We start from the raw sequence: 13,780 nt of genomic DNA, 5'->3' as shown, positions 1-13,780 counted from the left end.
AAACTTCTGGATGAGGGACAGGCAGGCGATAATGTCGGGCTCCTGCTTCGCGGAACCAAACGTGACCAGGTCGAAAGAGGGCAGGTTGTGGCCAAACCCGGAACAATTACTCCTCATACGAAATTCAAAGCAGAAATGTATGCATTGAGCAAAGAAGAAGGTGGTCGTCATACTCCGTTTTTCAGTGGTTACAGACCCTAGTTCTTTTTCAGAACAACAGATATTACGGGTGTTTTGACTCTTGACGAAGGCGTGGAAATGATCATGCCAGGGGATAATGCAACCATTAACGTGGAATTGATTAATCCCATTGCAATGGAAAAAGAACTCCGCTTTGCAATCAGAGAGGGTGGACGTACCGTTGGCGCCGGTGTTATCGGTGAAATTGTAGAGTAGAGTCCTAAGGAGTTGATATGGACAGAGTGATCATTGCTCTTGCTTGTACAGAGTGCAAGAGAAGAAATTATACAACGACTAAGAATAAGCGGAAAACTCCTGATAAAATAGAGTTTAAAAAATACTGTAAATTCTGTAATAAGCATGTGATGCATAAAGAGACAAAGGTTAAATAATAATAGTTTGCAGGTCAGTAGCTCTAATTGGTAGAGCGCCAGACTCCAAATCTGGATGTTGGGGGTTCGACTCCCTCCTGACCTGCCATATTTTAAATTATGCCCCTATGTTTGGTTAAAAGGACTCAGGTGGCAAGGTTGACTTAGGAGTTTTATGTCACGGTTACAGAAAAAGAAAGCTTTAAGTGAAAAGAAGAAGAAGCCTGTGACGGAAAATCAGACAGATTTATCTGCCGGGTCTTCAAAATTTTCAAGTTCAAAATCGTCAACTGTGACAAGCCCTTTGAAAGCAAAGCGGGAAAAAAACTTGGCTGATGCTAAAGTCGGTGAGCCAAATTTTATCCAAAAGGCAATGGAATTTTTCAGGGAGGTCAAGGTTGAGTTGAAAAAGGTAACTTGGCCGACAAAAAAACAGACAACCGGTACAACCGTTGTTGTGATTGTTTTTGTTTTTGTTGTTGCAGCGTTTCTCGGGCTTTTTGATCTCGGCCTTTCTAAGCTTGTTCAGGTTGTCCTGACATAAAATAAGGGAAGTAACATGTCTCTAAAATGGTATGTCGTGCATGTATATTCAGGTCATGAGCAAAAAGTAAAACTTACTTTGGAAGAAAAAATAGAAACTTCCAAACATCCTGAGAAATTTGCTGAGATTCTTATTCCGACGGAAAATATTGTTGAACTGGTAGATGGAAAGAAAAAAGAATCTTCGAGAAAATTTTATCCCGGGTATATTTTGGTCAGGATGCATCTGGATAATGAGACATGGCATATTGTAACTTCCACTGCAAAAGTTACCGGTTTTCTGGGTGGAAAAAACAAGCCGGCACCCATAAGTGACAAAGAGGCTCAAAGCATTGTTGATAAGATGCAGCAAGGTAAGAATAAGCCTCAACCAAAATACTTTTTTGAACCTGGAGATGATGTCAGGGTTATTGACGGACCGTTTTCAAATTTTAATGGTACTGTGGAAGATGTGTCTCCTGACAAGGAAAAAATTAAAGTTCTGGTCAGTATTTTTGGACGTGCAACCCCTGTGGAACTTAATTTTATACAGGTTACCAAAATATAATACCAAGATATAATATGGTTAAATAGTTAGTTTCAGGAGTTAAAAATAATGGCAAAAAAAGTAATGACACAAATAAAGCTTCAGGTTGAAGCAGGAAAAGCCAATCCATCTCCCCCCATCGGTCCTGCCTTGGGTCAGCATGGCGTAAATATTATGGATTTTTGCAAAGCTTTTAATGCAAAAACCGCCAATGATGCGGGATCTATTATTCCTGTTGTCATAACGGTTTACCAGGACAGGTCTTTCAGCTTTATTACCAAAACGCCACCAGCATCAAGATTGTTGCTGGCTGCCGCAAAAATTGCAAAAGGATCGGGAGAACCCAATCGGGATAAGGTCGGAAAAGTGACCAAAGATCAGCTTATTGCAATTGCCGAAACCAAAAAAGAAGACTTAAACGCCTCAGACATTGACGCAGCTGTTAAAATTATTGCAGGTACAGCTAGAAGCATGGGGATAGAAGTAGTTTAACTTTAAGTAAAAGAGTGATGAAAAATGCCAAAGCGGAGTAAAAAACATACAGAAGCACTTAAAAAGGTCGATAGACTGGTCCAGTACGATCCAATAAATGCCTTGGAACTGGCAGTTTCTTCAAGCTATGTAAAGTTTGATGAAACAGTTGATGTTGCCGTAAGATTAGGCGTTGATCCGCGGCATGCCGATCAAATGGTTCGCGGTACTGTCATATTGCCCAACGGGCTTGGTAAAGAAGTAAAAGTATTGGTTTTTGCAAAAGGTGAAAAGGAAAAAGAAGCACTGGATGCAGGAGCTGATTTTATTGCGGATGATGAGACCATAAAAAAGATTCAAGACGGATGGTTTGGTTTTGATAAAGCCATTGCGACTCCTGATATGATGGGTGCTGTTGGGAAGTTAGGTCGTATACTCGGGCCTCGCGGACTGATGCCAAATGCTAAAACAGGAACGGTTACCTTTGAACTTGAAAAAGCGATAAATGAGTTAAAAGCAGGTAAAATTGAATTTCGAGTAGAAAAAGCCGGTATCGTTCATGTACCAGTTGGAAAGGTTTCTTTTGGGGCACAAAAATTACTTGAAAACGTCAAAGCTTTTATAGATAAGTTGGTAGCACTGAAACCTGCAGCCAGCAAAGGGACTTACTTGAAAACAATCAGCGTCTCTTCGACAATGGGTCCTGGTATAAAAGTGGATCCCCTATTGGTAAAATAGGTTGTTTGAATAGATTTTTAACCCTGTCATAGACAGTAGGTGTGCTTGTGTTTTGCAAGTGCATAATCGGATTTGCCGGCCTGCCGAGACAGAAGATAATAAAATTTTGTTTTGGTTTAGTTGGCACCTTCGTCAAAAATATTATTAATGGAAGGAGGTGTAATAAAAATGCTGAATATTTCCCAAAAAAAAGAACAGGTTAAAAGGCTATCCCAGGAATTTTCTGAATCTGAGATTTCAATACTGGTGGACTATAAAGGTTTGGATGTATTGAAAATGACGGATCTTCGTTTGCGTCTCAGAAATGAGGGTGTCCGAATTGAAGTTGTAAAAAATACTTTGTTGAAAAGGGCATCTGAAGGTACGGATGCAGCCTTGATGAAAGATTTTTACAAAGGTCCCAATGCCATTGTTTTATCACAAGATGATCCGGTTGCTCCGGCAAGGATTCTGGTTGATTTTGCCAAAGATAACGATAAGCTTGAAATTAAAGCAGGTGCATTAGCAGGAAAGCTTCTCAATTCTGAAGAGATAAAACAATTGGCGAAAATGCCATCCAGAGAAGAGCTTCTCGGTAAGCTGGTTTATACGCTTAATGCGGTTCCAACCTCAATCGTCAATGTTCTTTCCGCTGTTCCACGATCTTTTGTTAATGTTCTCAATGCTATTAAAGATCAAAAAGAAGCTGCATAAGTAAGCATATATAAAATTTTAGAAAAAGACATTCCATATAGTTTTATTTAGGAGAAAAAAAATGGCCGATACTACAAAAGAAGATGTAATTGAATTCATATCCAGCATGAGTGTTCTTGAACTTTCCGAGCTTGTGACAGAGCTTGAAGATAAATTTGGTGTAACTGCTGCCGCCCCCATGGCATTTGCAGGCGGTGCAATGCCTGCTGTTGGCGATGCAGGTGCTGCGGCAGAAGAACAGACCGAATTTGACGTTATCCTTGAGACCTTTGGCGATAAAAAAATTAACGTTATCAAAGAAGTAAGAGCGATTACAGGCCTTGGTCTTAAAGAAGCCAAAGCTTTAGTGGAAGAAGCGCCTAAAGCAATTAAAGAAGGAATTCCAAAAGAAGAAGCTGATAAAATTAAAGAACAATTAGAAGGAGCCGGGGCTCAGGTTTCTGTAAAATAGTTTTATGAAATAAGTTAGCTTACAAAGATTTAAGCTGCATAAAATTTATGCGGGGGCAAGGCAATAGTGTCATGTCTCCGCTTTTACGGTTGGAAAAACTCACACTGGGAGATATCATGACCGGTAGTCTTTTGACAAATAAGCGTATTAGAAAAGAGTTTGGCAGCAGAAGAAAAATAATTGATATTCCTGATTTGATAGGCATGCAACGAAATTCTTATGAGAGTTTCCTTCAAAAAGATGTTTTGCCTGAAGAAAGGGAAGTAAAAGGACTCCATGCTGTTTTTAAATCTGTTTTTCCTATTAAGGATTTTACAGATACATCATCATTGGAATATGTTTCGTATTCCTTTGGCGAATCAAAGCATTCCATGAAAGAATGTACTTCAAGAGGAATGACCTATGATATTCCTGTGAATATCAAGGTCCGGCTTGTTGTTTACGACAATGACAAGGACACGGGGATTTCAACGATTCGAGATATTAAGGAACAAGAGATTTATTTTGGTACCATCCCCTTGATGACCCGGCAGGGAACCTTTATTGTTAATGGAACTGAAAGAGCTGTCGTAAGCCAGTTACATCGTTCCTCAGGTGTATTTTTTGATCATGATAAAGGGAAAAATTATTCTACGGGAAAAATTATTTATAATGCCCGAATTATTCCTGTCAGAGGATCCTGGATTGATATGGAAATTGATGCCAAGGATATTGTTTATATAAGAATAGACAGGCGGCGAAAATTTCCAGTGTCTATCCTTTTTAAGGCCTTTGGCTATACCAGTGAAGATATTTTGGATTTCTTCTATAACCAAGAACATATTATTAAAAAGGATGGATCGTTTTTTAAAGAGTTTTCCCAGGAAAATCTCAAGCGCCAAAGAGCCAGTTTTGATATCAAATCTCCAAAGACAGGAGAGATTATCGTCAAAAAAGGAAGAATCTTTACAAAACGAGCGTTAAGACAGCTGGCTGACGATGGGCTTGATTATATTCCCATCTCGGAAAGTGAATTGATTGGAAAAGCTTTTGCAGAGAATATTGTTGACGATGAAACCCAGGAGATAATTTTAAAGGCCGGCGATCTGATTGGCGAAGACAGCTTTGAATATATGCTGGAAAAACAGATCAATGACTTTAATATTCTTTATGTTGATCCCAGAAGTTCTGATTCCATAAGGAAAACCCTTGTTTTAGACAAAATGGAGAAAAAAGAAGAAGCCTTAATGGATATCTATCGGCGGCTTCGACCCGGGAATCCTGCAACCATTGAAGTGGCACAGGATTTTGTCGATCATCTTTTTTTCAGGCAGGCGTATTATGACCTTTCAAAAGTCGGACGTTTGAAAATGAACCATCGCCTTGGTGTTGATACCAAGATTGATGTGAAAACATTACGAAAAGAGGATGTGCTGCTAACTGCATCAACTTTGGTTGAACTTAAAGACACTCAGGGCCAGGTTGATGATATTGATCATCTGGGCAACAGGCGTGTTCGCGCCGTGGGTGAGCTTCTTGAAAATCATTATCGAATCGGGCTTGTCAGGATGGAAAGAGCCATCAAGGAAAAAATGAGCATGCAGGAAGTGGATGCCATGATGCCCCACGATTTGATCAACCCAAAACCTGTTTCAGCCGTTGTCAGGGAATTTTTTGGCACCTCCCAGTTATCCCAGTTCATGGATCAGACCAACCCGCTGTCTGAAACCACTCATAAAAGACGTTTGTCCGCACTTGGACCAGGTGGTTTGACAAGAGAAAGGGCTGGATTTGAAGTACGAGACGTTCATCCTTCTCATTATGGAAGAATTTGTCCGATTGAAACGCCGGAAGGACCGAATATCGGATTGATCGTTTCGCTATGCACTTATGCAAGGGTGAATGATTTTGGTTTCATTGAAACGCCTTACAGGATTGCAAGCAATGGAAATGCTTCCAGGGAAATTAAGCATTTGACAGCCTTTGAAGAAAAGGATCACCCGATTGGACAGGCAAATGCACCCCTTGATGTCGATGGTAATTTTCTAAACCCTCTGGTTTCATCACGGGTTGATGGTGAATTTGAAATGATTGAAAATCAGGATGTCAAATTCATGGATGTCTCACCAAATCAGTTAGTATCCGTGTCTGCAGCCTTGATCCCGTTTCTGGAGAATGATGATGCCAACAGGGCGTTGATGGGGTCTAATATGCAACGTCAGGCAGTGCCGTTGATTAAAAGTGAAGCGCCTCTGGTCGGTACTGGAATGGAAAGTGTTGTTGCTCGTGATTCCGGCGTTACCATTGTAGCCGATTATGACGGTGTCGTAGTTGAGGTGGATTCAAAACGGATTGTTGTCCGAAATGATGACCCGGATATCCAGGCAGACAATTTTGAGAAAGTTGTATCAATTTATAATTGTACAAAGTTTGTCCGTTCTAACCAGAATACCTGTTTTAATCACAGGCCGATTGTTGAAAAAGGTGAAAGCGTCAAAAAAGGTCAGGTGATTGCAGACGGCCCGTCCACCGAGATGGGGGAACTGGCCCTTGGGAAAAATGTCACGGTAGCATTTATGCCCTGGGATGGATACAACTATGAGGATTCTATCCTTGTCAGCGAACGTCTGGTGAAAGATGCTGTTTATACCTCTGTTCATGTTGAAGAGTATGAAGTTCTTGCCCGGGATACAAAATTGGGCAAAGAGGAAATAACCCGTGATATTCCTAATGTCGGCGAAGATGCCTTAAAAAATCTTGATGAGAGCGGTATTATTCGCTTGGGTGCAGAAGTTGTATCCGGTGATATCCTTGTGGGTAAAATCACACCAAAAGGTGAAACCCAACTTTCTCCGGAAGAAAAATTGCTTCGGGCTATTTTTGGAGAGAAAGCCGGAGATGTTAAAGACACTTCCCTTTGCGTGCCCCCCGGGGTAAAAGGCAAGGTTATTGATGCAAGGGTTTTCTCAAGAAGGGGACTTTCAAAAGATGATCGTACACGGCTCATTGAAGATAATGAAATAGAAAAGCTTGAAAAAGACAGGGATGATGAAATTAAAATCATTTCAGGTGTGGCTCAGGAAAAAGTTGAATCCATTCTTGAGGGCCATGATATTATTTCTGATCTTGAAAAATCGGGAAGGGTCCTGGTTAAATCCGGCACCACTGTGAAATCCGGTCTTTTTGCCGATATTCCCATGTCTGTGCTGGTTCATGTTGCAGTTAAAGATGCAGTGATTACAGAAAAGGCTCAGGTTATATTAGAGAGTGCCCAAATACAAATAAAAAAAGCCAGGGACCATTTTAACCGTCAGGTCTCCCGTTTTGAAAAGGGGGATGATCTTCCGCCCGGCGTTCTGAAAATGATCAAAATAAGCGTTGCCATGGAAAGGGTTCTTTCCGTTGGTGATAAAATGGCTGGTCGACATGGGAACAAGGGTGTTGTCTCAAGAATTTTAAGAATGGAAGATTTACCCTACTTTGAGGATGGCAGGCCTGTGGATATGGTCCTCAATCCCTTAGGTGTTCCTTCCCGTATGAATGTGGGCCAGATATTGGAAATTCATCTGGGACATGCAGCTTTCGGGTTAGGTCAGCGCATTGATGAGCTGCTTAACCAAATGAAGCTTGATATATTAAGGGAAAAGGTAATTGAAATTTTTTCCATGACCGAAGCCCAAAAAGCGGATTTCAAAAACGATGCGCTGGCAGAAAAAATTGAAAACTTTTCCGATAAGGAGCTTATTGATTTTGCACGCCTTTACAAAAACGGAGTACACATGGCAACTCCTGTTTTTGACGGGGCCAGTGAGGATGAGATCAAATATCTGATTGATGTCGCCGGATTCGACAAATCCGGTCAATCCGTACTATACGACGGCAGAACCGGTGAACCGTTTGATAAACCGGTAACCGTCGGCACCATGTACATGCTCAAACTCCACCACTTGGTTGATGATAAACTTCATGCTCGATCCATTGGTCCGTATTCCCTGGTTACCCAGCAGCCACTCGGCGGTAAAGCCCAGTTTGGCGGACAGAGGCTGGGTGAAATGGAAGTCTGGGCAATGGAAGCCTATGGTGCTGCACATGCATTACAGGAGTTTTTGACTGTCAAGTCCGATGATATGACAGGAAGAACTCGGATGTATGAAAAAATAGTTAAAGGCCAGAACGTTCTTGAGCCCGGAATGCCTGAATCTTTCAGGGTTCTTTGCAAAGAGTTGAATAGTCTGGGTTTGGATATGAATCTTATAGAAGGAAAAAAATAAGGAGAAGACATTGGATAATATATACGATTTCTTCGCAAAACCAAAAGATCCTAAGATTTATAAGGGCGTTCAAATAACCCTTGCATCTTCAGACCAGATTAGGGAGTGGTCTCATGGTGAAATCAAAAAACCGGAAACCATAAATTACCGGACATTCAAGCCGGAAAGAGACGGACTTTTTTGTGCAAAGGTATTCGGTCCTACCAAGGATTACGAGTGCAATTGCGGTAAATACAAGCGCATGAAACATCGCGGGGTTGTATGTGAAAAATGCGGTGTTGAGGTGATTCAGTCCAAAGTGAGACGAGAGCGGATGGCACATATAGAACTTGCTTCTCCGGTGTCTCACATCTGGTTTTTGAAAAGCCTTCCCAGTAAAATAGGCAATGTTCTTGATTTGACATTAAAAAATCTTGAAAAAGTTCTTTATTTTGACTCTTACCTTGTGATTGATCCTAAAGATACGGGTTTGAAAAAACTTCAACTTCTATCAGATGATCAATATTATGAGGCTGTGGAAACTTTTGGTGATGACTTTGAGGCTGGTATTGGTGCGGAAGCCATTTTAAAGTTGCTCGAAGAGATTAATCTTCAAGAGGTTCATGATGAACTTAAAGAAGAGATCAGCCTGACCAAATCCGTTGCCAAGAAACAAAAAATGGCCAAGCGCCTTAAAGTGATTGATGCATTCTTGACCTCGGGGATTGAGCCCACGCGGATGATTTTGACGGCCTGTCCCATTTTGCCGCCGGATTTAAGGCCGCTTGTGCCTCTTGAAGGCGGGCGGTTTGCGACATCTGATTTAAATGATTTGTATCGCAGGGTATTAAACAGAAACAACCGTCTGAAAAGACTGGTGGATCTTAATGCGCCTGATATCATTGTCAGAAATGAAAAAAGAATGCTTCAGGAAGCTGTGGATGTGTTGTTTGACAATGGTCGTCACGGAAGGGTGGTGACCGGGACCAATAAGCGGCCGTTAAAGTCTTTAAGTGACACATTAAAAGGAAAACAGGGTCGGTTTAGGCAGAATCTGCTCGGTAAGCGTGTGGATTACTCCGGTCGTACCGTTATTACTGTTGGTTCTGAACTGCGGCTTCATCAATGCGGTATCCCGAAAAAGATGGCTCTGGAGCTGTTTAAGCCTTTTATTTATAATTATCTTGAACAAAAAGGCCTTGTTTCAACGGTTAAAAGTGCTAAAAAAATGGTTGAACGTGAGGAGACTGAGGTTTGGGATGCACTTGAATCGGTTGTAAAAGAATATCCGGTGATGCTCAACCGCGCACCTACGCTCCATCGTCTTGGGTTCCAGGCATTTGAACCGGTGTTGATCGAAGGGAAAGCTATTCAGCTCCATCCATTGGTTTGCCCTGCATTTAATGCAGATTTTGATGGTGACCAGATGGCGGTTCATGTACCACTTTCCCTTGAGTCCCAGCTTGAGGCAAGGATCATGATGCTGTCGACCAACAATATTCTTTCTCCTGCAAATGGTCAGCCGATTATTGTACCGACCCAGGATATTGTGTTGGGTATTTATTATATGACCCGTGCCGTGCAGAATCAAAAAGGTGCAGGGGTTAGTTTTTCAAGTATTGAAGAAGTAAGATATGCATTTGATGCAGGCGCGCTTTCGCTTCATGCCAAAATTAAAGTTCGAATTGATGGTGAAATTTATGATACCACCACGGGTCGAATTCTTCTTTGGGAATCCATTCCCGGAGATACGCTTTTGTCATTGAGCAGGATTAGAACCCAAACCCTTGAAGATGCTGAAGCCGCAATGGAAGAATTAAAAGCCGGCACTGATTTTGACAAGGTTTTAAAAAAATATTCTGACGATGAGATTAAAAAGACCAAAGGAAAAACAGGTCTTCTTACCAGAAAAGAATTTAAAAATATATTCCAGGTGTCGGAGATTGTTGTTGAACAATTCTATGGTCTGAAAGAAGATCAGTTTACAGATGTCAGAAAAGTGGGGAATTATTATACTATATTTAAAGTGGATGAACGAGAGACCACTTTGCCCTTCAATCTTGTAAACAAGCTTATGGACAAGTCTTCTATCGTTAAATTGATTGATTATGCATACCGTAATATCGGGTTAAAGGAAACTGTTATACTTTCTGATCGGCTAAAGGATATCGGGTATAAATATTCAACTCTGGGAGGTTTGTCAATCTGTATAGACGATATGATTATCCCGGATGAAAAATGGGAAATTATTGCCAAATCTGAAAGAAATATTGAAGATATAAAAAATCAGTATTCCGAAGGATTGATTACCCAGGGTGAAAAGTATAATAAGGTTGTCGATATCTGGGCCCAAGCCACAGATGATATTGCCAATGCCATGATGGAAGTCATGAAAAATCCTACAAAGGGTAAGACTGACGGGTCACCTGAAGAATATAATGCAGTGTATGTCATGGCTGACTCCGGGGCTCGAGGCAGTAAGGATCAGATGCGTCAGCTGGCAGGGATGAGGGGGTTGATGGCAAAACCGTCCGGTGAGATTATTGAAAATCCGATTACTGCTTGTTTCCGTGAAGGCCTGTCCGTGCTACAGTATTTTATTTCAACCCATGGTGCGCGTAAGGGGTTGGCTGATACGGCTTTGAAGACGGCAAACTCGGGATATCTTACAAGGCGTCTGGCTGATGTGGGTCAGGATTGTACCATTGTTGAAATTGATTGTGGTACCATTAACGGTATTGAGGTTGAAGCATTGTACGAGGGAGGGGAAATTATTCAAACCCTTGGTGAGAGAATCCTTGGAAGGGTAACTCAGGAAGATATCCGGGATCCTTACTCGGATGAATTTATTGTTGGCGTGGACACCGAACTTGAGGAAAGTCATGTCAAAAGAATAGAAGAAGCCGGAGTTCAGAAAGTTAAAATTCGTTCCGTTCTGACGTGTAATTCAAAAAATGGTGTTTGTTCCAGGTGCTACGGACGGGATCTTGCTCATGGTGTAACCGTTGAAATAGGTCAAGCCATCGGTATTGTTGCGGCTCAGTCCATTGGTGAGCCCGGGACTCAGTTGACTATGAGAACCTTCCATATTGGTGGTACTGCCTCAAGAAAGGTAGAAGTTGCGGAAATCAAGGCCAGGGTTGGCGGCATATTGAAACACAATGAAGATATCCAGACGGTAATTTCTGCTGAAAATGAAGTAATCGTAATGAACCGGAAAGGTGCCGGTATTAACATTGTTGGAGAAGAGGGGCGTGAAAGAGCTAAAGAGACGGTGATTTATGGCGCAACCCTTCATGTTAAGGATGGTCAGCAAGTCCAACCAGGGGATGTGATCGCCACATGGGATCCTTTTACCACGCCGATTATCACGGAAGTATCCGGTCGTGTTCGATTTGCCGACATAGAAGTCGGGAATACGGTTCAAGAGCAAATTGACCCTGTCACCGGAAAAGTTTCCCGTACAATCACAGAAGGGAAAGATAGTGAGATTCGCCCCAGAATTACCATTAAGGACAAAGAGGGAAAAGCGGTTAAGCTTCCCAATTCCAAGACTTCTGCCAGATATTATTTGCCTGTGAATGCCATTCTTACGGTTGAAGAAGATGAACAGATTATGGCCGGGGATGTAATTGCAAAATTGCCCAGGGCGACCACAAAAACAAAGGACATTACCGGTGGGCTTCCAAGAGTTGCCGAATTGTTTGAAGTCAGAAAACCAAAAGATCCGGGTATGCTGACTGAGATTGACGGATATGTCTTGGTGTCCAAAGGTACAAAGGGAAGACAGAAAGTCACGATCACCCCGACTGATGTTGGAGGAAAGAAAGAATACGCCATTCCAAAAGGTCAACATGTTACGGTCTATGATGGTGATTATGTAAAGGCGGGTGATCCGCTGATTGCCGGAAGTGCAAACCCCCAGGATATTATGAACATCAAGGGAGAAGTTGCTTTGGCAAAATATCTGGTGGATGAGGTGCAGGAGGTTTACAGGCTTCAGGGTGTAAGGATTAATGACAAACATATTGAGGTGGTTATCCGTCAGATGATGAGACGGGTAAAGGTCATTGAGACGGGTGATACCAACTTTATTCCGGATGAACAGGTCGACAGGATTCATTTTGCAGAAGTCAATCGGGAAGTAGCCGGTATGGGTGGTGAAACCGCAAAAGGGGAGCCGTTAATTCTTGGTATTACAAAAGCATCATTATCTACTGATAGTTTTCTTTCAGCCGCATCATTCCAGGAAACAACAAAAGTGCTGACTCTTGCTTCCATCGAAGGCAAGTATGACAGTCTTAAGGGATTGAAAGAGAATGTTGTTATGGGACGTATTATACCTGCAGGGACAGGTTTTCCGGGATACAGCGATGTAGAAGTTGCTTTGGGTGACGTGGCACAAGTTTGATTAATAAAAAAACTTGACAATTTTAATAAGTGAAAGTAAAATTAAACATTTTGTCGTGTATGACAATGGTTTAAATTTGATAAGGAGCGTAAAGGAAAGTTATGCCGACCATTAATCAATTGGTTCGAAAAGGTAGAAAAAAAGCAGAAAAAAAGGTTAGTACCCCTGCTTTAAAGGGTGGTCCTCAGAAACGTGGTGTTTGTACCAGAGTGTACACGTCAACTCCAAAGAAACCTAACTCTGCTTTGAGAAAAGTAGCCAGGGTTCGTTTGACTACTGGAATGGAAGTTGCCGCGTATATACCCGGTATGGGGCATAACCTTCAGGAGCATTCTGTGGTTCTTGTCAGGGGTGGCAGAGTAAAGGATCTTCCAGGTGTTCGCTATCATATTGTCAGGGGCGCTCTTGATACTTTGGGTGTTGATGACAGGCGGCAGGGCAGGTCAAAATACGGAGCAAAGAGACCTAAATAAGCAACTTGGAGCAGATTTTAGTCTGTTCCTTATATATAAGCAATGGTGGATGTGAATAATGGCAGTTAAAGAGATCATGCTTGATAATGTAACAAAAGATGCCACGCAGGAAGAAAAGCTTGCCGCTAAGTTTGTTAACTGTGTCATGAAAGACGGGAAAAAGAACGCAGCGCGTAAAGTTGTTAAAAATGCTTTGTTGATTGCAGAAGAAAAGATCGGCGAGCCTGCTTTGGATATATTAAAAAAAGCAATTGATAATATTAGGCCTGCGGTTGAAGTGAAATCCAGAAGAATCGGCGGATCAACCTATCAGGTGCCGACTGATATAAAACCTTCCAGGCAGACAGCGCTTGCTTTTCGCTGGTTGATTAACTTCAGCCGGAATCGGTCTGAAAAAGGCTATGCAAACAAACTGGCTTCAGAAGTGCTGGATGCTTATAACCAGCGTGGCGGGGCAATGAAGAAAAAGGAAGATACACACAAGATGGCAGAAGCCAACAAGGCATTTGCACATTTTCGGTGGTAACTAATATTTTGATATCCTGATAACATTCCGCAGGAGGAATTAACCAAGAGGAGTAAAGAGGATGGCTAAGGAGAAATTTGAGCGGACCAAGCCGCATGTGAACATAGGAACAATCGGTCATATTGACCATGGAAAGACTACGCTTACAGCAGCGATCACCAAACTTGC

The 13,780-nt window shown here is 41.9% G+C and carries 12 protein-coding genes, 1 tRNA gene and 1 pseudogene; all 14 read left to right on the top strand.

Translation table 11 applies throughout. The annotated features are described in order from the left end of the window. A pseudogene (locus BLT94_RS20970) lies at positions 1-396 on the top strand (EF-Tu C-terminal domain-related protein); the annotation flags it as partial. 17 nt (positions 397-413) lie between these two features. Continuing rightward, the gene (gene rpmG, locus BLT94_RS20965) at positions 414-572 is read left to right on the top strand and encodes a 50S ribosomal protein L33 (RefSeq protein ID WP_014958841.1); all 159 of its coding nucleotides are present in this window, start codon (positions 414-416) and stop codon (positions 570-572) included. Positions 573-583: 11 nt separating this feature from the next. Beyond that, positions 584-660 (top strand) — tRNA-Trp (locus BLT94_RS20960). Between the two features lie 66 nt (positions 661-726). Continuing rightward, a complete protein-coding gene (gene secE / locus BLT94_RS20955) occupies positions 727-1,095 on the top strand; it encodes a preprotein translocase subunit SecE (RefSeq protein WP_014958840.1) in 369 nt (122 codons plus the stop codon). Positions 1,096-1,110: 15 nt separating this feature from the next. Further along, the gene (nusG, locus tag BLT94_RS20950) at positions 1,111-1,641 is read left to right on the top strand and encodes a transcription termination/antitermination protein NusG (protein ID WP_014958839.1); all 531 of its coding nucleotides are present in this window, start codon (positions 1,111-1,113) and stop codon (positions 1,639-1,641) included. 48 nt (positions 1,642-1,689) lie between these two features. Next, entirely contained in the window at positions 1,690-2,112 is a 423-nt protein-coding gene (gene rplK, locus BLT94_RS20945) for a 50S ribosomal protein L11 (RefSeq protein WP_014958838.1), read from the top strand. A gap of 24 nt (positions 2,113-2,136) precedes the next feature. Then, positions 2,137-2,829 carry a 50S ribosomal protein L1 gene (gene rplA, locus BLT94_RS20940; RefSeq protein WP_014958837.1) on the top strand — a complete coding sequence of 231 codons (693 nt, stop codon included), beginning with the start codon at positions 2,137-2,139 and terminating at the stop codon, positions 2,827-2,829. A gap of 168 nt (positions 2,830-2,997) precedes the next feature. Continuing rightward, the gene (gene rplJ / locus BLT94_RS20935) at positions 2,998-3,522 is read left to right on the top strand and encodes a 50S ribosomal protein L10 (protein WP_014958836.1); all 525 of its coding nucleotides are present in this window, start codon (positions 2,998-3,000) and stop codon (positions 3,520-3,522) included. A 61-nt stretch (positions 3,523-3,583) separates the two neighbouring features. Next, positions 3,584-3,973 (top strand): 50S ribosomal protein L7/L12, encoded by a 390-nt coding sequence (gene rplL, locus BLT94_RS20930; RefSeq protein WP_014958835.1) that lies wholly within the window; start codon positions 3,584-3,586, stop codon positions 3,971-3,973. A gap of 116 nt (positions 3,974-4,089) precedes the next feature. Continuing rightward, positions 4,090-8,223 carry a DNA-directed RNA polymerase subunit beta gene (rpoB, locus tag BLT94_RS20925; RefSeq protein ID WP_092238538.1) on the top strand — a complete coding sequence of 1,378 codons (4,134 nt, stop codon included), beginning with the start codon at positions 4,090-4,092 and terminating at the stop codon, positions 8,221-8,223. 10 nt (positions 8,224-8,233) lie between these two features. Then, positions 8,234-12,613, top strand: coding sequence for a DNA-directed RNA polymerase subunit beta' (gene rpoC / locus BLT94_RS20920; RefSeq protein WP_092238535.1), 4,380 nt, complete (start codon positions 8,234-8,236; stop codon positions 12,611-12,613). 101 nt (positions 12,614-12,714) lie between these two features. Continuing rightward, positions 12,715-13,086 carry a 30S ribosomal protein S12 gene (rpsL, locus tag BLT94_RS20915; protein WP_041279619.1) on the top strand — a complete coding sequence of 124 codons (372 nt, stop codon included), beginning with the start codon at positions 12,715-12,717 and terminating at the stop codon, positions 13,084-13,086. Positions 13,087-13,144: 58 nt separating this feature from the next. Next, a complete protein-coding gene (rpsG, locus tag BLT94_RS20910) occupies positions 13,145-13,612 on the top strand; it encodes a 30S ribosomal protein S7 (protein WP_014958832.1) in 468 nt (155 codons plus the stop codon). A 61-nt stretch (positions 13,613-13,673) separates the two neighbouring features. Beyond that, the coding region (locus BLT94_RS20905) for a GTP-binding protein (protein WP_139169092.1) at positions 13,674-13,780 on the top strand (107 nt) is incomplete at its 3' end.

The organism is Desulfobacula phenolica, assembly GCF_900105645.1.
In the GTDB taxonomy this organism is placed as follows: Bacteria; Desulfobacterota; Desulfobacteria; order Desulfobacterales; family Desulfobacteraceae; genus Desulfobacula; species Desulfobacula toluolica.
This window is presented reverse-complemented; position numbering and strand designations above follow the sequence as displayed.